Raw genomic sequence first — 21,619 nt, forward strand, 5'->3', positions numbered from 1 at the left:
GCCGACAGGCCCGTGGCTGCCGCGTGCATGTTCGAAGAATGGGTTTCAGCTGGCCCGATCGAGCAGGCTCACCGGTTCCAGGTCCAAGGGCACGCCCTTGCGATGGATGTAGGGGCGATAGTCGTAGCGCGCCCCTGGGAAGCCGATCAGGCGCCAGCCGACCATGTCACGATTGCCCCCGTACATGGGGTCGGCCAGGTAGCCTTCGCGCACGTTCTGCAGCAGCAGGGCGAAGAAGTTGGCACCGATCTCTGACGGCAAGGCGGGGTCGGCCCCCTCCATCGCCCTGAGCAGGGCATCCTGCTGGTCACCGTGCAGTGCGCTGAATGCCCGGCCGTAGCGGCTTTGGCAATACTGGCCAAGGCGCTCGAGACCCAAGCGGTAGCGCTGCGCAGGCGTGTGAGCGAACTGCGGCCCTTGCTCGGGGGTGCCTTGGCTGAACGGGCCAAGACGATAACTGCTGGCAGCCTGGCCATACGGGCCAGCCAACTGCCGGTCGATGAACGTCACGCAGCCGGCCTGGCTGGCGCTCATGCCCAGTTCGTCTTCGGGGATCAGGCGATCGAACAGCGCGGCCACTTCGTGCGCCTCGGCTTCGGTCAGGTAGGTCAGCCCGCCGGCCTTGGCCGGGACGGGCAAGACATCGGCGCGGGTGCCGGTGGCAGGGTGGGGGGCAGTGCTCAACACGCCCGCGCTGGCGCTGCCGATCGCACCAAGGGCGCTCAATTGAACGAGTGATATCAGCGCTTCACGTCTGTTCATGTCCATCATCCTCAGGACGCGCGTTCACCAGAGCCGGTGCAGGCACACCGCGCTTGCGTGACGCTCGAGTTGTTGTTATGGGCGCAGCGCAAAGGCGGCTCGGCGCTGGCGGGCCGAGTCTATTGGCCGTGGCGCGAATTGCGCCACGGCCGTTTTGACGGGTTTCCTTCAAGATTTTCACAAGCTACTCTGGCGCCACTTCAACAATCGATCAGCGTCGGGGTAGGGCGGGCATGGCGGCACAGGGCAAGGAACACACACGCACGGCGGTCACCCTGACCGATGTGGCGCGCCTGGCCGGTGTCGCGCCGATGACCGTGTCGCGCTACCTGAACCAGCCGGAAGCCGTACGCGAAGCCACCCGCCTCAAGGTGCGGCGGGCCATCGAGCAGACCGGCTACGTGCACAACCGCCTGGCCGGTTCGCTCAAGTCGAGCCGCACGCGGCTGGTGGCCCTGGTGGTGCCGATGGTGACCAACCCGCTGTTTTCCGACACCTTCCAGGCCATCAACGAGCGCCTGGCGAAGGCCGGCTACCAGGTGCTGCTCGGGGTATCCGGGTACCAGAGCCAGCAGGAACAGGAGCTGCTCGAGGTGATCCTGAGCCGTCGCCCGGATGGCATCATCCTCACCGGCACCCTGCACACCAGCACCAGCCGTAATCGCTTGCGGGCAACGGGCGTACCGGTGGTGGAAACCTGGGACCTTTCAGATGAACCGATCGACATGCTGGTCGGCTTCTCCCACGAGCGGGCCGGGCGCGAGGTGGCGCGCGTGCTGACCGGGCAGGGCTATCGGCGCTTTGCCTTGTTCGCGGTGGATGACCCACGCGGGCTGCGCCGGGCCGAGAGCTTTGTCGAGACCCTGGCCGAGCAGGGCATCACCGACGTGCATCGCCAGACCTGGCAGGGTTTGCCGGCGCTGGAGCAAGGCCGTAATGGGCTCCGGCAACTGCTGCTGGAAAACCCAGGCGAGCACGAGCCGTGGATGGTGGTTTGCACCTCCGACACCATTGCCCAGGGCGTGCTGACCGAGGCCGCGGCCCGTGGCTTGCGAGTACCGCAGCAACTGGCGGTGATGGGGTTCGGCGACATGGCCTTCGCGGCGCATACCTTCCCTGCGTTGTCCACGGTGCGCATCGACGGCAAGTTGATGGGCGACACGGCGGCCGCGCTGCTGCTGGAGCGCCTGGCCGGCGGCGAGCAGGCGCAGACCACGGTGGACATCGGCTTCAGCCTGGTGCAGCGTGACAGCACCATGGATACCGCTAGCGAACGTTAACATTCTCGGTCGCGCAATTAATTTTCCGCATCCCCTTGTCGTCCACTCAGCGATGCGATAGGTTTTTTAGCAGAAATGGTAACGATACCATTCTCTGAAAAGGACTCAGGACAAGAACAATGTCGAAGATTACCTGTGTTAGAACGCTGCGCCTGCCCGAACGCCCCAAGCTGCTTTGGCTGGAGATCGAAACCGATGAAGGCCTGATCGGCCTGGGTGAAACCTTCCGTGCCGCGGCCACGGTCGAAGCTGCGGTGCACGAACTCATCGCGCCAGGCTTGATCGGCCGTGACTCACGCCAGATAGAGGCGATTTCGCTGGAACTGACCACCCCCTACATCGGCTACCACAGCGCCAGCGCGGAAATTCGCGCAGCCAGCGCGGTGGACATCGCGCTGTGGGATCTCAAGGGCCAGCGCCATGGCGTGCCTGTCCACGAAGCGCTTGGCGGTGCCTGCCGCGACCGCATCCGTGTGTACAACACCTGCGCCGGCTACGACTTCAACACCCAGCAAGGCGCACGCCGCGAGATCACTACGGCCGACCGCGCCCAAGGCCCTTACGACGATCAGCTGGCTTTCCACCGCGATGCCGGCGCCCTGGCCGTCAGCCTGGTCGAGGAGGGCTACACGGCCATGAAAATCTGGCCATTCGACCAGTTCGCCCGCCAGCCGGGGGCAAACAGCATCAGCCTCGACCAAGTACGCAAGGGCTGCGAAGCGTTGCGCCAGATCCGCGCCGCGGTAGGCGATCGCATCGAGATCATGGTCGAGCTGCACAGCCTGTGGGACAGCACGGCCGCGCTGCGCATCTGCCAGGCGTTGGAGGACTTCGACGTGTACTGGGTCGAGGACCCGCTGTGCAAGATGGACGACGCCCAGGCACTGGCCGACCTGCGCAATCGCACCCGCGTACCGATCTGTGCCAGCGAGACCCTGGGCGGCAGCACGGCCTACCGGGACCTGCTCAATGCCGGCAGCCTCGATTACCTGATGCTCGACCTGGTGTGGTGCGGCGGCTTCACCGAAGCGCGCAAGATCGCCGCGCTCGCCCAGGCCTACAACAAACCCCTGGCCCCCCACGACTGCACTGGCCCTGTCGCGCTGTTCGCAGGCTTGCATCTGGGGCTGCACGCCCCTACGGCGGTGCTGCAGGAAGTGGTCAGAGCCTCGTTGGCGACCTGGTACGGCGAGCTGGTGACGCAGCTGCCGTGCATCGAGGCAGGCCATGCCTTGGCCCCGCGCGCACCCGGCCTGGGTACCGCGCTGCGGCCTGAAGTGCGCAGGCGCGCCGATGCCATCGTGCGTGAAACCACCGCCCATTGACCTCCCGGCCGCGGCTCCGTGCGAGCCGCCATGCCGACCGGGTATCGAGAATACAATGAAAAAAATACATTCTCTGCGCCGTTACATCGCCGAGCATCGGCGCCATGAAGTCATCGCTTTGCTGTTCGTGATGATGATCATCAACCAGGGCGACCGTGCCACGCTGTCCATCGCCGGCGCCAGCCTGGCCGACGAAATGGGGCTGGGCCATGCCCAGATGGGCTGGTTGTTTTCCGCGTTTGCCTGGGCCTACATGCTGTTGCAGCTGCCCGGTGGCCTTGCCATCGACCGCTTCGGCAGCATCCGTGTGCTGGGCCTGGCCATCGTCGCCTGGTCGGTGTTCACCGGCCTTATCGGCACGGTGGCGATGATGCCGGTCGGGTTGGCCTTCGTCGCGGTGTTCGCCTTCCGCTTCCTGGTGGGGGCGGCCGAAGCGCCGTGCTTCCCGGCCAACAGCAAGATCGTGTCGATGTGGTTCCCGACTGCCGAAAGGGGCACCGCCACGGCCATCTTCAACTCTTCGCAGTACTTTGCCGCCGTGGTGTTCACGCCTTTGCTCGCCTGGGTCTCGACGCGCTGGGGGTGGCCGTGGGTGTTCTATGTGATGGGTGCGGCCGGGGTGGCCATGGGCGTGGTATTCATCCGCAGGATCAAGGCACCGATCGAGCATGCGTCGCTCACGCCGCTGGAGCTGCAGACGATGCAAGCCGGTGGCGCCAGCCTGCGTGAACATACGGGTGACCGTCCGCCGCAACAGGGCTGGCGCGATACCTGGGCGCGCGCCCGTGAGTTGCTGCGCCAACGCATGTTCCTGGGCATTTACCTGGCGCAGTTCTGCATCAGCACGCTGACGTTCTTCTTTCTGACCTGGTTCCCGGTGTACCTGGTGCAGCAGCGCGGGCTGTCGCTACTGGATGCCGGGTTGCTGGCAGCGGTGCCGGCGATCTTCGGTTTCATCGGCGGGCTCACCGGCGGCATGCTGTCGGACTGGATGCTGCGCAAAGGGCTGTCGCTGACCCTGGCGCGCAAGCTGCCGATCTTCATCGGCATGACCCTGTCGATGAGCATGATCCTGTGCAACTACGTGTCGACCGACCTGCTGGTGGTGCTGTTCATGGCCCTGGCGTTCTTCGGCAAAGGTGTGGGGGCGCTGGGCTGGGCGATCATCGCCGACGTTTCGCCCAAGGACAGCATCGGCATGAACGGGGCGATCTTCAACACCTTCGGCAGCCTGGCGGGGATCGTCACGCCCGTGGTGATCGGCTACATGGTGCAGTCGATGCAGTCGTTCAATGGCGCCCTGGTGTATGTCGCGCTGAACGCGGTCGGCGCCTTCGTCAGCTACCTGTTCATCGTCGGCCCGCTGCGCCGGCCAGGCGATGCCCCGACCGTACCCGGCAAAAGCCCGGACAAGCCTGCGCTGAACACCATCGGCGCCCACTGATTGCACTACGGACCATGACGAAAAGGACAACAACAATGATGATCCCAAGGACCTTTGCCCGTACCCTTCGCACTGCCGGTCTTGCGCTCGGGCTGTCCTGCGCTTCGCTGGTGCAGGCGTATGATATTCCGCCCAGCGGCCAACCCTTGATCGAAGTCGCCAGGCTTGACTGGCTCTGCAATGCGGTGGCCCTGACCTCCGATGGCCGCTTGTTCGTCGGCTTGCCACGCTGGCCGGGCTTCGAGAAAACCCCTTCGATCGCCGAGGTACTGCCCGACGGCAGCCTCAAACCCTTCCCGGGCGGGCAATGGAACGAGTGGGCCCCAGGCAAGCCCAACGCGCAGGCACTGGTAAAGATCAACACCATTCACATTTTCGACGACGACACGCTCTGGGCGATCGACCAGGGCGAGGACGCCGGCCCCAAGGGCATCAACCCGGGGCAGAAGATCCTGCAGTTCGACACCCGCAGCGGCAAGCTGCTGCGCAGCATCAGCCTGCCTGAAAAGGTGCTGCCGGCCGGCGCCAACCTCAACGACCTGCGCCTGGACCGCGAGCATGCCTACATCACCGATTCGGGGCTCGGTGCCATTATCGTCGTCAACCTGCGCACAGGTGACGCCGTACGCCGCCTGGCCGGGCATCCTTCTACACAGATGAATCCTCAGCGCCGGCCGTTCGGCGAAAACGGCCAGCCGCTGCTGCTGGCCGATGGCAGCGATCACCAGGTGCATTCCGACCCTATCGAATTGAGCCCGGATGGCCAGTGGTTGTACTACCAGCCGCTGAGTGGGCCGCTGTGGCGGGTGCCGACCGAGGCGCTGCGTGACACCCGACTGAGCGAGGCGGCTCTGGGTGAGAAAGTCGAATTCGTCTACGACACCAGCCCGCTGACCGGCACTGCGATGGACAGCGCCGGCAACCTCTACCTGGGCGAATACGACAAACCAAGGGTGACAGTGCTGAGCCCGGACGGCACCTTGCGTGTGGTTGCCCAGGACACGCGGCTGTGGAACCCCGATGCGATGATCGTCAGCGATCAGCGCCAGCTGTATATCCCGGTGCCACAGAGCGCGCGTATGGCCTCCAACCGCGGCCCCGGCGGCCAGGATGCGCTGGTCAAGCCGTTCATGATCTACAAGGTCCAGTTGCCGGATGCTCTGGGTGCCCGTGCACACGTGCCAGCAGTCGCAGGCAAGCCGCTGGCGACTGCCGAGCGCTGATCAACCTAGCCTTGCGGGTCAACCGCAAGGCCGACTCCCACCCTTCGCCCAAAACGCGATTGCCAAGGCGCGCGCAGGTTGCGCTCGCCCGCAAAAACCGTTTCGCCAGCCCTGTGCAGTGAGCACAGGTCATAAACCCAAGGAGATGTACCCATGAAAACAACAATGACCATGGCCGCTTTGTCCCTCGCCCTCAGCGTTGCTGCCATTCCAGCGGCGCATGCCGCAGACGCAGCGAGCGCATCGGTGGTGGCCCAGCAGAACCTGTCCACCGCAGCGGCGTTGCAGCTGGCGCAGAAAGCCACTGACATCGCCCGCAGCCGCGACATGAAAATCTGCATTGCCGTGACCGACGCTGACGGCCACCTGCTGGCGTTCACCCGCATGCAGGGGGCTTACGCGGGCTGCGTCGAGGCGTCGATCGCCAAGGCGAAATCCGCCGCGCGCTTCGCCATCGACACCATCACGTTCTATGACCTGGCGCGTAAGGAAAACCTGGCCATCGGCACCATCCCCGGCATCCTGCCCGCGGTGGGCGGCGTGGTGATCAAACACGCCGACAGCGTGGTCGGCAGTGTCGGCATCAGCGGTGCAACCGACCTCACCGAACAGCAGCTTGCCGTGGATGTCGCCGCGAGCCTGCGCTGACCCGCATGGCCTCCTGCGCGGCAGCCGGGCAGGGGGCCAGGACCCTGATCAAACAAAGGAATGAACCATGGGCTTGAGTTCCAGACTGGGCGCATCGATGCGCCTGCCGTCGATCCTGTGCATCGCGACACTCTGTGCGCCCTGGGCGATGGCGTCCGAAGGTGCTTTGCGTGGCACCCATACGCTGTCTCTCGAGGGGGCTGCGGCATTGCTCGACAGGGCGGTGGCTGCGGCAAGCCAGGAAGGCGTGCATCCCTGTATCGCAGTGACAGACGCCAGCGGCTACCTGCTCGCGTTCAAACGCATGGATGGCGCGGCACCGGGTTGCGTCGAGGCGGCAATCAGAAAAGCCAATTCAGCCGCAATCAATGATGTCGACACCGTCGTGTTCTACGACCTGGCACGCAAGGAAAACCTGCAGTTGGGCAGCATCCCGGGGATCTTGCCGGCGGTAGCGGGAGTGGTGGTGCGCCAGCACGGCCAGGCAGTGGCTGCGCTGGGGGTTGCCGGCGGCGCGAGCGATGCCCAGGAACAGCGCTTCGCCACTGACCTTGTGCGGGCCTTTGAAAAGACCCTGCCTACCTCCATTGCCGACGGAGGCCGACCATGAACAATCCGCTATTGACCCTGGACACCGTCGACGGCGCCTACGCGCGCGACTACAACGTGCTCAAGCCCGCGTCGGTGCCCAACGCGCTCGGCGTGGCAGGCTTGGCGGCGACGCTGCTCGCTTCGATCTACTGCGGTTGGGTCGATCATTCGCTGCCCGACTTCGCCGCCTGGTCCAGCACGCTGTGGATGTGCGTGGCCTTGTTCAGCGCTACGTTCATGACGCCTCGGGTATTCGCCCCCGGGTTCCTGCTGTCGCTGCTGCCGTTTCTGATCGCCTGGCGAGTCGCGGCGATGACCGATGCGCGGGTGATGGTGTGGGTCGCAAGCATCGCCGCCGTGCCGTTGTTCCTGCAGTTCGTCGACTGCGTGGCCAGCGACCTGCGCCGCGACCGGGGAAAATCGAGCGCCTGGTTGGGCACCCTGCTGTGGCAGGCCACCCTGGTTCGCATGTATTTCGGTCTGAACGAGCTGTGCCACAGTTCGGAGAAGATTTTTGCCGGAATGGACTGGTTTCATCGGCTGGAAGCCGGCTTCCAGGGCTTCGGCCTGGGGGAGGCCGCAGCCGCGTTCGTCGTGCTGGGCGGCCTCATCGAGCTGGCCAGCGCCGTGAGTGTCGGGCTGGGTTTGTTCGCCAGGCTCGGCGCGGTGCTCAGCCTGGTGTATTTCCTGGTTGCCACGGTCGGCTTTGGCGGCGAATGGAGCCGCGGCTATGCCTGGGCCTCGGCGGGTGGAGGCGGCTGGGAGTATGTGATGCTGCTGATGGTGGTGTTTGCCGGCGTGATGTTCACCGGTGCCGGCAAGTTCTCCCTCGATGGCTGGTTGATCCGCAGCGGGCGCATGCCTCGACGGCTGCTGCCGCTGGCGGTGAACGCCCAAGGCAGCGATCAGCCCTAGGGCTAGCCGGAGTAGGCGAAACACCAGCGGCGTGGCAGACTTCGCGGTTTTGGTAACCGGATGTTTCGCCATGGACAGGTCTGACCGTCGTCAAGGCATGGCTGACGTCGCCGAGCGCGCGGGCGTCAGCCTGAGTACCGTCGACCGAGTGCTCAACGAGCGCGGCAGCGTGTCCGACGCCAAACGCCGCAAGGTGTTGCAAGCTGCCCAGGCGCTTGGGCTCAAGCGCCTGCTGCCCTCGGCCGTGCATGGGCTGTTACGCTTTGATCTGGTGATGGTCGACAGCGCCACCGACCACTTCAAGCGCCTGGCTGCGGCCTTCGGTCGGCAGGCGCAGATCCATCGCTCGCGCCTGGTACTGCAGCGCCACACCTGGCAGGAGCGAGCCCCCCAGCAGCTGCCGGACCTCATCAATCATCCGCGGGTGCCGCGTCAGGGCCTGATCGTGGTGGCCCAGGATACCCCGGACGTCCGCGCAGCCTTGCGCGCGCAGGTGGCTGCCGGGGTGCCGGTGGTATTGCTCACCACCAGCATGCCGGGGCTTGCCGGCACCACCTATGTGGGGATCGACAACCAGGCTGCGGGTCGGGCTGCCGGCCGGCTCATGAGCCAATGGGTGCAGGGCCGCGAGGGCAGGGTGGTGCTTTTGACCAATTCGTTGCTCTACCACGCTCATCAGCAGCGCGTGCAAGGCTTCCTTGATTTGATGGCCGAACGCGCGCAACAGGTCGAGGTGGTGGGGCCGGTCGAGTGCTTCGATGATGACGACCTCAACGCAACGAAGCTCAACGACTATCTGCAGCAAGGCCCGGTCAGCGGGTTGTATAGCACCGGTAGCGGTTCGGCGGGGGTCTACCGCGCCCTGGCCAGGCAGGCCCAGCGCCCGGTATGGGTCAGCCATGAAGCCACCGCCGCGCATGCAGCAATGTTGCGTGAAGGGCTGCTCTCGCTGGTGCTCGATCAGGACCCCGAAGGCCAGGCGGAGGCGGCGATTCAACAACTGCTTTACGCCAACGGCGACCTCGACGCGCCGCCCCAGGTGCGCCCGCAGTTACGTATCGTGATCGATGAAACCGTCGAAGACTTGCGCTAGATGAGGCGTTTTGACGTAAACACGTCAAAGCCATGATGGCGTGGCGCAATGCCGCACCCTAAGATCTGCGCCGCCGTCGTCAGTAGGCCGACCGGGTAAACCGGTTCGCGCCGTGCTTTTTCGTATCCCCGCCTGATTGCCAAGCCCTTGGTGAGCACCCTGTGCCTGCCATGAGCTGTTGCGTGCGCGAAAAACTGCCACCTGTCGCACGGTCCCCGTGATTGTCGATAAGGAGAACTCCATGAAACGTAGGGACGCCTTGCGTTCAATGGGCGCGTTGTTTGCCGCTGCCGGCCTGGCCAAGGTCGGCGCAGTGGAACTCAAGTCAGTGCCGCCAGAAACCGGCCTGACCCGCGAGATGCTGCCATCCCCGGTCATGAGCGGTGGCCAAGGCAATGTCTTCAAGGGCCAGGCGCGCGCCACCCTGACCGCCGTGTTCGACCGCCTGATCCCGCATGACGAGCTGGGCGCATCCGCCAGTGAGGCCGGCTGCGTCGACTACCTCGACGCGCAGATGAACGGCCCGTATGGCGAGTCGAAGGACCTGTACCTGGACCGCCCACTGCGTGCCGACGAGTCGCAGTTGATGGGGCTGACCATCAGCCTGCGCACCCGCCGCGAGTACACCCTGGCCGGCCTCGAGTTCATCGACAGCCACGCGCGCAAAGCCCATGGCCGCGCCTTCGCAGAACTCGACGGCGAGCAGATGGACGCGATCCTGCGGCAGCTGGAGGAAGGTCGTCTCGACTGGGAAGGCACAGGTAGTGGCAGCCGCCTGTTCGAGTTCCTGCTACTCAGCGTACGCGAAGGCTACTTCGCCGACCCGCTCTATGGCGGCAATCGCGGCATGGTCGGCTGGAAGCTGGTGGGCTTCCCCGGAGCCCGTTACGACTACCGTCAGTACATTGACCGTCGCGGTCAGAACCTGGGCCTGGAGCCCATCAGCCTGATCCCGGTGAGCTGAGGCCAGAGGAAAACAACATGGCAATTACACGTAAACAAGCTGACGTAGTGATCGTCGGCCTGGGCTGGGCCGGCTCACTGATGGCCGAAGAACTGACCCGCGCTGGGCTGGAAGTGGTCGCCATCGACCGTGGCCCGTGGCTGGACACCTCCACCGACACGCCGCCGGCCGTCGATCCCGATGAGCTGCGCTGGACTATCCGCCGCGAACTGCTGCTGCAACCGGGCGACTACACGCTGACCTTCCGCAACCATTCCGGCCAGACAGCAGTGCCAACCCGCGAACTGAAAGCCTTCCAGATGGGCAAGTCGGTCGGCGGCGCCGGCTTCCACTGGGCCGGGATGGCCTGGCGTTTCTCCGAGTGGGACTTCCGCGTGCGTTCGGCGACCCTCGAGCGCTATGGCGCCAGCAAGCTCAAAGGCCTGGAGCAGGTGCAGGACTGGGGCATTACCTACGCCGATCTCGAACCGTTTTATGACCGCTTCGAGCGCATTGCGGGGATTTCGGGTGTCGCCGGCAATATCAACGGTGAGATCCGCCCCGGCGGCAACCCGTTCGAAGGGCCGCGCAGCCGCGAATTCCCAACCCCGGCGCTGAAAGACTCGCAGTTGATGCAGATGTACCGCGCAAGCACCGAGCAAATGGGCTTGCATCCGTTTTACATCCCGGTCGCTCACGTCGGCTCCGCCTACGTGAACCCGCTGGGCGTGAGCATGGCGCCGTGCACCTACTGCGGCTACTGCATGTTCCACGGCTGCGGCAACTACTCAAAGTCCTCGCCCCAGGCCTGTGTGATCCCGGCGCTGATGCGCCGCAAGAACTTCACCCTGATTACCCAGGGTTACGTGACCAAGATCCACAAGGCCGACGACGGCAAGACTGCCACCGGCGTGAGCTACTTCGACGAGCAGGGTCGCGAGGTGATCCAGCCGGCCGATATCGTCGCGCTGTGCTCGTTCACCTACGACAACGCCCGCCTGATGCTGCTCAGCGACATCGGCAAGCAGTACGACCCGGTCACCCAGACCGGCACCATCGGCCGCGCCTACAATTACCAGACCTGCGCCGGCGCGCATGTGTGGTTCGAGGACGAAACCCTCAACCCGTTCATTGGTGCCGGCGGCCTGGGCATCCAGGTCGACGACTACAACGGTGACAACTTCGACCACAGCCAGCTCGACTTCATCGGCGGTGCCGGTTTGCTCACCGTATCCCGCGAGGGCATGCCGATCGGTCGCGCAGGGCTGCTGCCGCCGGGTAGCCCGCGTTGGGGCAAAGGCTTCAAGCAGACCTACAAGGACAACTACCAGAACTACGGGATCATCTTCGGCCAGGGCACCTCGATGCCGACCCGCGATGCCTACCTATCGCTGGACCCGAACTACAAGGACCGCTGGGGTACGCCGCTGCTGCGCATGACCTTCGACTGGAACCGGAACGACCGCAACATGGCGCGTTTCATCGAGCAGCGCGCGGTGGACATCGGCAAGAAGATGGGCGCCAAGCACGTGCACACCTTCAACTCGGCGGCCAAGTCCTGGACCCCGTACGACGAGAACTCCAACCACACCCAGGGCGGCATGATCATGGGCGAAGACCCGCGTACCAGCGCGGTCAACACCTACCTGCAGAGCTGGGACGCGCACAACGTGTTCGTGGTCGGCGCCTCGGCGTTCCCCACCAACGCCGGCTACAACCCCACCAGCACCGTGGGCGCCCTGGCCATCCGCACGGCCCGGGCGATCCATGAGAAGTACCAGCACAACCCCGGTTCCCTGGTGTGAGGCCTGCGATGATCAACAAGAAAACTGCCCTGATCGGCGGCGCTGTCCTGGCCCTGGCCGGCGCCGTGATGCTCGGCCTGGTGATCCAGGCCAATTCTACCGCGCGTTCGGACATGGCCGATGATTCGGTACGCCTGAGCGACTTTCGTTCGTCTGACGCGGCCTTGGTCAAGCGCGGCGAATACGTCATGCGTTCGGCCGACTGCGCGGCCTGCCATACCGCCAAGCACGGTGCCTTTGCCGGTGGCTACGTGATCGGCACGCCGTTTGGTGACATCCAGTCGTCTAACGTCACCCCCGACCGTGAAACCGGTATCGGCAATTACACCGAGCGCGACTTCTTCAACGCGGTGCGCCAGGGGCGTGGCCGGCACGGCATGCTGTTCCCGGCGATGCCGTACACCGACTACACGCGCATGAGCGACGATGACCTGCATGCGTTGTGGGCATTCTTCAGCACGCTCGAGCCCAAGGTGCATGAAGTCGACGAGCTGGCAGGCATGAACTTTCCGTTCAACCAGCGCCTGCTGATGGCTGGCTGGAACTGGATGTTCTTCGAGAACAAGCCATTCGTGCCTGACCCGGCACAAAGCCCGGAATGGAACCGTGGGCGTTACCTGGTCGACGGCGCGGGGCACTGCGCCGCTTGCCACAGCCCGCGCAACGGGCTAGGTGGGCCAGTGGTCAGCGAAGCGCTGTATGGCGGGTTGGTGGGTACCTGGTTCGCCCCCAACATTACCAATGATCGGCACCTCGGGTTGGGCGACAGCTCGGTAGAGCAGATCGTCGACTATCTGAAAACCGGCAGTGACGGGGTGGCCGTCGCCAGCGGGCCGATGGCCGAAGCCATCGAGAACTCGACCCAGCATCTGACCGATGCCGATCTGCGCGCAATTGCCATCTATCTAAAGTCGCTACCGGGCAGCGGGCTGCCGGCACCCGAGGCGCTGGCAGCCTCCGAGCCGCGCATGCAGCGTGGCGCGCAAGGGTATGAGGTGCATTGCTCGGCGTGCCACGGCACGGCAGGCGAGGGCGTCAGCCACATGATCACCGGCTTTGCCGGCAACAAGGCGATCCTGGCCGGCAACACCGACACCTTGACCAGCGTGGTGCTGGGTGGCGCGCGGGCGGTGCACACGCACACCTATGTCACCGGGGCCGGCATGCCGGCGTTCGACTGGAAACTCAGTGATGCCGAGATCGCCGACATCCTGACCTTCATGCGCAATAGCTGGGGCAACAGCGCCGCAGCGGTGACAGCCGAAGAAGTGGCCAGGATGCGCAAGCAGCTTGAGCTGCCTGAGCAGATGCGCGCCAGCGTTCAGTAAACACCCGTCGTCGGCAAGCCGCAGTGCTCCGGAAGGAGCCGGCTTGCCGACGACAGCTTCCTGTCAGTCTGCAGACCAATAACAAAGAGAATCCCATGCTCCCTTTCAAATACCGAGCCCTGCTCGCCGCCATGGCCTGCGCACCGCTGGCCCACGCTACCGAACCCTTTGCCAGCGATTCGCCATGGGCGCTGGGCGACTGGAACGGCACCCGCAGCGATCTGGCCCAGCAGGGCATCGACTTTGAATTCGCCTACGTCGGCGAAATCGGCGCCAACCTGGGTGGCGGCTACGACAATGATCGTAGCGCCAGCTACAGCGACCAATACTCCCTTGGCGCGCGTTTCGACCTCCAGAAGCTGCTCGGCTGGCACGATGCTCGCTTCCAGCTGACCGTGGCCAACCGCAACGGAGAAAACATTTCCAACGAGCGTGTCGGCGACCCGCGCGTCGGCACCCTGAGTTCGTCCCAGGAAGTTTGGGGCCGCGGCTCGCATTGGCGCATGACCCAGCTTTATTACCAGCAGGCGTTCTTCGACCGGCGCCTGGACATCAAGGCCGGCCGCTTCGGCGAGGGCGAGGATTTCAACAGCTTCGACTGCAACTTCCAGAACCTGACCTTCTGCGGTTCGCAAGTCGGTAACTGGGGAGGTATCTGGTACAACTGGCCGATCACCCAGTGGGCGCTGCGGGTCAAGTACGCGCTCACGCCTGAGCTGTTCGCACAAATCGGGGTATACGAGCAGAACCCGTCGAATACCGAAAATACCAACGGCTTCAAGCTCAGCGGCAGCGGCACCAAAGGTGCGGTGCTGCCGGTGGAATTGCTGTGGAAGCCGCGCATCGACGGCCTGCCAGGTGAATACCGCGTGGGTTATTACTACAGCACCTCGAACGCCAACGACGTGCTCAAGGACAGCAATGGCCAGCCAGCGGTGATCAGCGGCGCAGCCTACCGCAGTGCATCGAGCAAGCACGGGGTGTGGTTCGGCGCTATGCAGCAGGTTACCCGGCACGCTGGCGACGCCGCGCGCGGGCTGAGCCTGTTCGCCATGGCTACCGCGCACGACCACAAGACCAGCAAGGTCGACCACTACGTTTCCGTCGGGGCGATCTACAAGGGCCTGTTCGACGCACGCTCCGAAGATGATATCGGTCTGGCGATCTCCGAAGTGCACGTGAACCCGGCCTATCGCAAGAACGCGGCTCTGACCAACGTGGTCAACGGTGTTGATGATTACGTGGATCCCGATTACCTGCCGGTGCAGGAGACCGAATACAACGCCGAGCTCAACTATGGCATTCACTTCACTGACTGGCTGACAGTCCGCCCGAACCTGCAGTTCGTTCGACACCCTGGTGGGGTGAGGGAGGTGGATGATGCTTGGGTAGGTGGGGTGAAAGTCCAAGCCACCTTCTGACCTTTGTCACGCGGGTCGCTTTCTGCGCCCCGCTTGGACAGGCAAGGGTCGGTCATCGCAGGCCTGTCGGAGAAACGAGCAAACGCACATGATGGCTCGGTCGAGGAGGGCATGAGTGGCTAATATTTCATTGAATGAACTGGGCTGGAAGGACGCCACTCTGGAATATCTGAGCCGCCTGCCGGTCAAGGACTGGCCAACGCAGCGCGAGCTCACCAAACGACTAGCGATCAGCGAACAATTCTATCGTTACCAGTTGCAGCTAGAAGGTGCTTCTTATAGGGCACTGAAGCAAGAGGTGCGCATGACGCGGGCGCTTCATCTGCTGAGCAGTGGATCCTACCGGAGCATTGGGGAGGTCTCAGACGATATGGGATTTTGCGATGAGCATTCTTTTCGCAAGGTGTTCAAGCGTTGGGCGGGGTGCTCGCCGACCCGCTATTTAATACGCCATTCGCCGCCCCGGACCGAAAGCCCTCGACCCGTCAACTCTCGTTACGCATCACCCACTGCTCGTTAGTGATGGGTCGCTAAAGGCTGACAAGATATTCACAAGTTCCCCTCCCAGCCTACACCATGCGTCTTTTTTTTCTTTCGCATAGTCGTAATGTAGATAATGCCTGCGCACTCTTGAACCACCCAGTAGGTGGTTCTGGCAGCGGTCGATGATTTCAAGAGTCACTCCCAGTTCCTGCATGAGCGTCGCTCCAGTGCGGCGCAAATCGTGCGGGGTCCATTCACCTCTGCGGCCCTGGCTAAGCACCAGCGAGTCGTCATGATGGCGTCCTGACAATGCTTTGCTTCGATTCTTGAAGCTGCACTGGCGATCACCGATCAATTTGCTGACTGTCTTGGTGTCGACATGGCTCTTCTGGTCCTTACCGGGAAAGCAGAAAGGCGTATGTCCGGTTTCTGCTTTTAGTCGTTGAAACTGTTCCAGTGCAAAAGGTGACAGAAACACATGATGATCCTGTCGTTTACCTTTGTGTCCCTTTGTTGCGGTAGCCGGTATGAACCAGGTACCCTTAACCAGATCCACGTTCCTCCATTCAGATTTCAGCAGCTCGCCAATCCGGCAGAGCGTGCTCAGGCATATCCATACGGCGCATTGAACACGCTGGTTGACCGGACGAATCCCTGAGTATTTCTGGCCAACGTCCAACGTGTCATAGTCGTGTTCAAGCCGGGAGAAAATATCGCGCAACTCCCGAATCTCATCTGGATTGAGCAGGCGGTCGCGTTGCTCTTGGTAGTCGTGATCCAGAAGGTTTTTGATGTCTAACAAGTCCGCTGGGTTGCCGTCAGCCAGTAGAGTGCGCCACGGCTTGCGTTTTTCTGCCCAGCGCAGCATCTGACCGATATCATTGCTGCGAATCACAACGGTACGGTTGAGGCCGCGGGCTTTGACTGAGCGCAGGACAGTTAGCAAGTCCTTCTCGGAAAGAATTCGCAGGGGCTTATTTCCAATGATGGGAAGGACGTCCTTGGTGAAACTTCGCCGCAATTCGGCATTACCATCCTCTCGCGCAACACCATCCCGAAGCCATTCTTCAAAAAGCTCTGCTACCGTCTTGTTTTCAGCAATCTGACGTTCGGCATCTGCAAGTGTCGCTGCCACCGAAACCTGTGCTTCGATCTTGGCGGCTCTGCGCGCGGCGCTCGGTATGATGCCCTTGGCGGCGATCGCCTTCACTTCGTCGCGTTCGGCACGGATTTGGGCGAGTGACTTTTTGGGCCAGCTACCCAGGCTATGGTCGCGCTTCTCGCCTTGCTGCTTGAACTCGTAACGAAAAAGTACTGTCACGCCACGCACACCCGCGCGAACCTTGCCTACCAGCCCACCATCCTCGCGGAGGATCGTTCCATCATCGTCAGCGGTGATCGCTTCCAGGAATTTCACTGTCAGCTTGGGCATGTCCTACCCCTTGCATTAGTCGGTCACAGTAGAATTTTACCCCACTTTTACCCCACCGAATTGCTCGGCTGTCGGAGGAATTGAGCGGATCGTAATGGGCGCTGATTACGGCTGAACCCATTGAATTTACTGGGCAATCACGATCCAGTGACATTCATTGACAGCCACCGAAAACCATGGATAATGCGCATGGGGTGCAAGGGGTCGAGTGTTCGAATCACTCCGTCCCGACCATTATTGAAAACGAAAAAGCCCAGTCGGTAACGACTGGGCTTTTTCGTTTGTCTCGTATCGTCCTAAATAAAGTTTGCACCTCCCATCCCGAATTCTCGGAACCCTACAGTTTGAAACGCACACAGCGGCATAAATCGCTGTCTTGTAAATTGGCAAGCGATCGAGCTGCATCGATGTGGCTGCAGTGTTGCTCGAGTATTATGTTTGCGACATAGCGTTCGAGCTCAGGCGTAAAGCTTCAGCGGTGACTGCTCGTCGAACGTTTCTCGATGGCTGTGCCTGATATGACTTGGCCGTTATATGAACTGCGTGCGAAGTCGTTCTGCTAGCAAATAGCTCTGCCACTACTCTTAAAAATCCTCTACCATGAAGCGTTATGTATGGAGACAGCCGACTTGAGGGTCATATGGCACTGAAATCAAACCTGGTAAACCTCGATGCGATGATCGCAAGAGCAGATTTTGCCATATCCGATGCCGACGCAGCTCTGTTTGAGAATGTGGCGACCATTTCTCTGCGAGAATTCTCTTCTGGTGGGATGATGGGGCCGAATCTTAGGAAGCCTGATTTTCAGAGGGAAACCAATCATTGGACTCCAGATCAAGTGGTGTCATTGCTTGAGTGCTTCGTAGATGGGGATCTGATTCCATCGGTTATTCTGTGGCAGTCTCCAACGTATCTATTTGTGATTGATGGCGGGCATAGATTAAGTGTACTGAGATCTTGGGTGGAAGATGATTATGGGGATGGTCCGGTTTCTCAGGCTTATTTTGGATATGATATATCGCAGTCCCAGAGGGAAATCGCTAAAAAAACGCGCGATTTGATCGCGAGAAGAGTTGGTACCTGGCAACACTACCAAGCGCGGAGCTCAGATATGGGGTCAGCTATTGTTGATAGAAAGAGGTTGGCTACGGTTATTAGTAGAGGGTTGCCGATACAGTGGGTTAAGGGTGATGCAGATAAAGCTGAGAGTTCATTCTTTAAAATAAATATGAAGGGCACTCCTCTTGATGATATTGAGGAAATGCTGCTTAAAAATCGAAAGAAACCAGTCCCGATAGCTGCTCGTGCAATTATCCGATCAGGGAAGGGGCACAGATATTGGTCTAGTTTTTCCCCTGCGGCAATGCTTAAAATCGAAGATACCGCAAAAAATCTCCATTCAACCTTGTTTGATCCAGAGCTGAAGAGGCCAATCAAAACTCTTGATCTTCCATTGGGTGGCCCGAAAGTAGTTAGGGCGGCTTTACAAACTTTAATTGACTTTGTTCTCGTTTCGGTGCGAGATCAAATGGGCAATCCAAAAGTAATATCAGAGATGGATGATGATCTTGATGGAGGTGCGACGGTTAGGGCCCTAGAAAAAGCCCTCGGTTTGGCTAAAAGAATCACCGGAAATGACAATGGAAGCTTGGGCTTACATCCGGCAGTATATTTTTATGGGCCGACGGGGCGTCATTCTGGAGGGCTTTTTATGGGTACCGTAGTGTTGTTGGGTAAGAAGATATCTAACAATGATCAGTCATTCTTTCCTAAATTTACTAGGGTTAGGGAAAGATTGGAGTGGGAGCTGATAGAGAAAAAGGAATTGATCGCTACTATTCTACAAAAAAGCTCCAGCAAGAGCCGTGCGGTCGTCTACGCTGAATTGCTCGAGAAGCTAATACAAGCCTTAGATAAAAACTTAGAAATTTCGGAGCAAGATATAATCAAGTTTTCAGGTGCAGCTGGGAAGGTTTTTGTTGGTGACTTGGGATCTGTTTCGAAGGCGTTCAGTGACGATGTTAAGAGTGAAGCATTTATAAGTGTTGCGTTAGCTTCTGCTCCGAAATGTGCAATTTGTAAGGGCTACCTAGATCCAGAAAAATCCATCTCGTACGATCACGTCGTCAGGGCAAGGGAGGGTGGTATTGGATCGTTAAGTAATCTGCAATTGACACACCCATACTGTAATCAGTCGGTTAAGGCTTGAAGTCTTATATCAAAATCGAGTTCTGCTGCCCAAGAGCTATTTCGCTGCAGCGGCGCGATTTCTAAAAAGCTTGACCAGGACAGCTAGGCCTAGTCAAGCTGGAAATGAATTCTGTTGCGCCGTGGGTTCGCAATCAAGGCAGGAATTTTGCCTGGTTTCGATTTATGCGTGACAGCTTGCTGTTTGCCTTACGCCAACTTTAGATTTCCATGCGCATATTGCGAGTGACCTTTTTGCCATGCTACTAGAAGCTTGGGTGTCTCAAGGTTTGAGTGTGCATAGATTCTTCCAATTCGGAAGCGCGTCGACATACTATTTGATAGACAATTTCTGCAATTTTATTAGCGAGCAAAGGCGGAACTGCATTTCCTACTTGGTGGTATTGCTGGGTTCGATTCCCTTCGAAATAGTAGTTGTCTGGGAATGTTTGAAGTCGTGCAGCTTCGCGAACGGTCAGGCTACGACATTGCGCAGGCTCATAGTGAATAAAGTAATGCCCATCTTTAGAGATGTGACTTGTAATGGTAGTGGCCGGAAGATCTGCAAGTTGTACTCTGAAGCGGTCACTAAACTTGCCGCTTTCCCAGTTTTTGTGTGCTGGTGCAAGTCCGGGAAGTGAGAACTGCTGATGCCCTTTTGGCGAGTATTTGTTGTGCTCAGCGAATGTACTTGCAAATACGTACCGGCGGAGGTCCGCGCGCATATGGCTACGGGCATCATGACTCATCCAGTATTTTATCTTGGGATCCTGATACCAATCATCCAAAGATGGGACGCCTGTGACCCCTTGCCCTTCTTTTTTAATCACGCGCTGATCGCCGGAGCTTTTTGGTGAATCGAATAGCGCCTGGCGAGTAGCCCGAAGAGGAGCAATTAACTCACCATTTTCAAGCTCAGCATAGCGCACCAGATCATCCACCTCATCCGCAACAGCACGATACCAAGCTTCTTGAGAGTCCGTGCCCCGTGATAGCTTGCTTCTGAGCTTGGGCAGCTCTCCAATCGCTTGTTTTACCGAAACTGGTTCAGTTGTATTCAACAGCTCGTGTGGCGGAATATTGCCGTGTTCGTCGACAGCTATTCCTAAAAGAATGACGCGATGTCGGGCTTGAGGAATTCCGTACTTCTCAGCTTGGATGATAAAGGACTTTGGGTTCACCCTATCAATGCAGTCTGAAGAGCTGACAGACTCCTCGGAAACTAGTGAGCAAATCTTGTACTTTTGACCGCCCTCTACATTATCTAAAGCCTTAGTAGGGTCCATCAGATCCTGAAGAATTTGTGCAAAAATCCCTTTGCCTCCAACTTTAGAGGATAAGATTCCTTTTACATTTTCCATAACAAATACGGTGGGGCGATAATCCTTGATGATGCGCAGATAATCTTTATATAAGAAATGCCTATGATCATTCTCGGCGACGTAACCCTGCTTAGCTTGGTTTCTGGCTCGTCCTACGATTGAATAAGCTTGGCAGGGGGGGCCCCCTATGAGAACCCATGGACGCCCATCTCTATTCAGTCTTTCTTTGATAAGATAGTTTAATTCTTTGTCGCCGCTTTCTGAGCCCAAGGTTATCTGGCGTGCTTCTTGGTCAGCCTTAGTCCAATAATCAACTGTATCAGGGCTGAAGGGCTCTGTTGCCTCGCCATTGCAGTAGCGATAGTAATCCTTCAGGCCGTCAGGATAATCACGCTTGAGCAAGCGGTAGAACGCACGCAGCCGCAGAGTCTGTCTGGCAACAGGGTCCATTTCGGCTGAAACGATGATGTCGAACCGCTTGCCCTTGCCTGAGGAAGAAAAGCCCTCACCCAGACCGCCAGGGCCAGCGAAAAGGTCGACGATCTGGATAGCATCTTCGACTGCAATGGCTGGCTCAGCGGCTGCCTTAGGCGGGAAAAGGGGGTTCTGGTATTCAATCATGGGCGTCGTCGTCACAAAATCAGGGATGGCTACAGCGTGGGAAGCCGAGTCACGCTACTCTACTAGGATTGGAGCGGCAGTGCAGCTTCAGGGGCAATTTGCATGGTCACATTTTTCCAGCTTGAGGTCGGATGGATAAACTCCGTCTCGCTGAAGTCAATCCGAGACCTCCTTTGCCTCTTTGTGCAGCGAGGCCATTAACCGATAGCGAAAAAATAGCCAATTGTGGTTGAGGTCCAAGTGCGCTAAGGCAGGTGTATGCGTCCTAGGGAGTGATTGATGGACAGAGTAAGCAAAGAAGTTAGGTCTCGTATGATGGCCAGCATTCGCAACATTAATACAGTACCTGAGATTAAGGTCCGGAAACTGCTGCATAGGCATGGTTTCAGATACCGCTTGCATCCAAGAGAGCTTCCAGGTTGTCCAGATATAGTGCTCCCTCGCTACCGCCTCTGCATATTCGTCCATGGCTGCTTTTGGCATAGGCACCCAGGTTGTCAATATGCGACCGATCCCAATTCTCGAAAAGACTTTTGGCAGTCAAAATTCGAGCAGAACGTGAAGCGAGACGCCAGAAGTCGGACAGAATTAATTCGGCAGGGGTGGCGCGTCTTCGAGTTGTGGGAGTGTGGAATTCGAAAGCCAGATTCCGAATTAAAGTGGCTGTTAGAGGCATTGCCAGACCTTGGTCAGCAATATGTCTCCTGGCCCGACTTAACTAATTCTTCTTCCATCTCACAATGAAATTGATTTAGTCAGGCCGGGGGCTCTTAAATTCTCGTGATCCGTTGCGGTC

At 59.8% G+C, this 21,619-nt stretch carries 18 protein-coding genes; 15 read left to right on the forward strand and 3 right to left on the reverse strand.

The window, feature by feature from the left end; translation table 11 throughout:
• Positions 1-45 precede the first annotated feature (45 nt).
• Positions 46-762, reverse strand: a complete 717-nt coding sequence (locus AC5O5R_RS10595; RefSeq protein ID WP_494515319.1) for a gluconate 2-dehydrogenase subunit 3 family protein — start codon at positions 760-762, stop codon at positions 46-48.
• A 233-nt stretch (positions 763-995) separates the two neighbouring features.
• Between AC5O5R_RS10595 and AC5O5R_RS10600 the strand changes: the two genes are divergently transcribed.
• From AC5O5R_RS10600 to AC5O5R_RS10660, 13 genes are all read left to right on the forward strand, one after another.
• Complete coding sequence (locus AC5O5R_RS10600) at positions 996-2,042, forward strand: LacI family DNA-binding transcriptional regulator (RefSeq protein ID WP_320327489.1); 1,047 nt, start codon at positions 996-998, stop codon at positions 2,040-2,042.
• Positions 2,043-2,161: 119 nt separating this feature from the next.
• Positions 2,162-3,367: a mandelate racemase/muconate lactonizing enzyme family protein gene (locus tag AC5O5R_RS10605; RefSeq protein ID WP_494515320.1), complete on the forward strand. Its 1,206-nt coding sequence runs from the start codon at positions 2,162-2,164 to the stop codon at positions 3,365-3,367.
• Positions 3,368-3,422: 55 nt separating this feature from the next.
• A complete protein-coding gene (locus tag AC5O5R_RS10610; RefSeq protein WP_494515321.1) occupies positions 3,423-4,811 on the forward strand; it encodes an MFS transporter in 1,389 nt (462 codons plus the stop codon).
• A gap of 35 nt (positions 4,812-4,846) precedes the next feature.
• A complete protein-coding gene (locus AC5O5R_RS10615) occupies positions 4,847-6,034 on the forward strand; it encodes an L-dopachrome tautomerase-related protein (protein ID WP_494515322.1) in 1,188 nt (395 codons plus the stop codon).
• 153 nt (positions 6,035-6,187) lie between these two features.
• Positions 6,188-6,682, forward strand: coding sequence for a GlcG/HbpS family heme-binding protein (locus tag AC5O5R_RS10620; RefSeq protein WP_320327493.1), 495 nt, complete (start codon positions 6,188-6,190; stop codon positions 6,680-6,682).
• 67 nt (positions 6,683-6,749) lie between these two features.
• A complete protein-coding gene (locus AC5O5R_RS10625) occupies positions 6,750-7,292 on the forward strand; it encodes a GlcG/HbpS family heme-binding protein (protein WP_183674152.1) in 543 nt (180 codons plus the stop codon).
• A complete protein-coding gene (locus AC5O5R_RS10630) occupies positions 7,289-8,188 on the forward strand; it encodes a DoxX family protein (RefSeq protein ID WP_183674154.1) in 900 nt (299 codons plus the stop codon). Before AC5O5R_RS10625 ends, AC5O5R_RS10630 begins: the two co-directional genes overlap by 4 nt.
• Positions 8,189-8,258: 70 nt before the next feature.
• Positions 8,259-9,281: a LacI family DNA-binding transcriptional regulator gene (locus tag AC5O5R_RS10635; protein ID WP_494515323.1), complete on the forward strand. Its 1,023-nt coding sequence runs from the start codon at positions 8,259-8,261 to the stop codon at positions 9,279-9,281.
• A 241-nt stretch (positions 9,282-9,522) separates the two neighbouring features.
• Positions 9,523-10,245 (forward strand): gluconate 2-dehydrogenase subunit 3 family protein, encoded by a 723-nt coding sequence (locus AC5O5R_RS10640; RefSeq protein ID WP_320327497.1) that lies wholly within the window; start codon positions 9,523-9,525, stop codon positions 10,243-10,245.
• A gap of 17 nt (positions 10,246-10,262) precedes the next feature.
• Complete coding sequence (locus tag AC5O5R_RS10645; protein WP_320327498.1) at positions 10,263-12,029, forward strand: GMC family oxidoreductase; 1,767 nt, start codon at positions 10,263-10,265, stop codon at positions 12,027-12,029.
• An 8-nt stretch (positions 12,030-12,037) separates the two neighbouring features.
• Entirely contained in the window at positions 12,038-13,357 is a 1,320-nt protein-coding gene (locus tag AC5O5R_RS10650) for a c-type cytochrome (RefSeq protein ID WP_494515324.1), read from the forward strand.
• 131 nt (positions 13,358-13,488) lie between these two features.
• On the forward strand, positions 13,489-14,778 hold the full coding sequence (locus AC5O5R_RS10655; RefSeq protein ID WP_320327723.1) for a carbohydrate porin: 1,290 nt from the start codon (positions 13,489-13,491) through the stop codon (positions 14,776-14,778).
• Positions 14,779-14,893: 115 nt separating this feature from the next.
• On the forward strand, positions 14,894-15,298 hold the full coding sequence (locus tag AC5O5R_RS10660; protein ID WP_320327500.1) for a helix-turn-helix domain-containing protein: 405 nt from the start codon (positions 14,894-14,896) through the stop codon (positions 15,296-15,298).
• Here AC5O5R_RS10660 and AC5O5R_RS10665 read toward each other — a convergent pair.
• The gene (locus AC5O5R_RS10665; protein ID WP_320327501.1) at positions 15,281-16,693 is read right to left on the reverse strand and encodes a tyrosine-type recombinase/integrase; all 1,413 of its coding nucleotides are present in this window, start codon (positions 16,691-16,693) and stop codon (positions 15,281-15,283) included. The genes AC5O5R_RS10660 and AC5O5R_RS10665 overlap by 18 nt on opposite strands.
• A 640-nt stretch (positions 16,694-17,333) precedes the next feature.
• Between AC5O5R_RS10665 and AC5O5R_RS10670 the strand changes: the two genes are divergently transcribed.
• Positions 17,334-18,902, forward strand: coding sequence for a GmrSD restriction endonuclease domain-containing protein (locus AC5O5R_RS10670; protein ID WP_494515325.1), 1,569 nt, complete (start codon positions 17,334-17,336; stop codon positions 18,900-18,902).
• 244 nt (positions 18,903-19,146) lie between these two features.
• On the opposite strand, the gene AC5O5R_RS10675 is transcribed toward AC5O5R_RS10670, so the two are convergent.
• Positions 19,147-20,823, reverse strand: a complete 1,677-nt coding sequence (locus AC5O5R_RS10675; RefSeq protein WP_494515326.1) for a DNA cytosine methyltransferase — start codon at positions 20,821-20,823, stop codon at positions 19,147-19,149.
• Between the two features lie 279 nt (positions 20,824-21,102).
• Between AC5O5R_RS10675 and AC5O5R_RS10680 the strand changes: the two genes are divergently transcribed.
• Positions 21,103-21,567: a very short patch repair endonuclease gene (locus tag AC5O5R_RS10680; protein ID WP_494515327.1), complete on the forward strand. Its 465-nt coding sequence runs from the start codon at positions 21,103-21,105 to the stop codon at positions 21,565-21,567.
• The last annotated feature ends 52 nt before the right edge of the window (positions 21,568-21,619 follow it).

The organism is Pseudomonas sp. 8_5_2 (genome assembly GCF_059295255.1).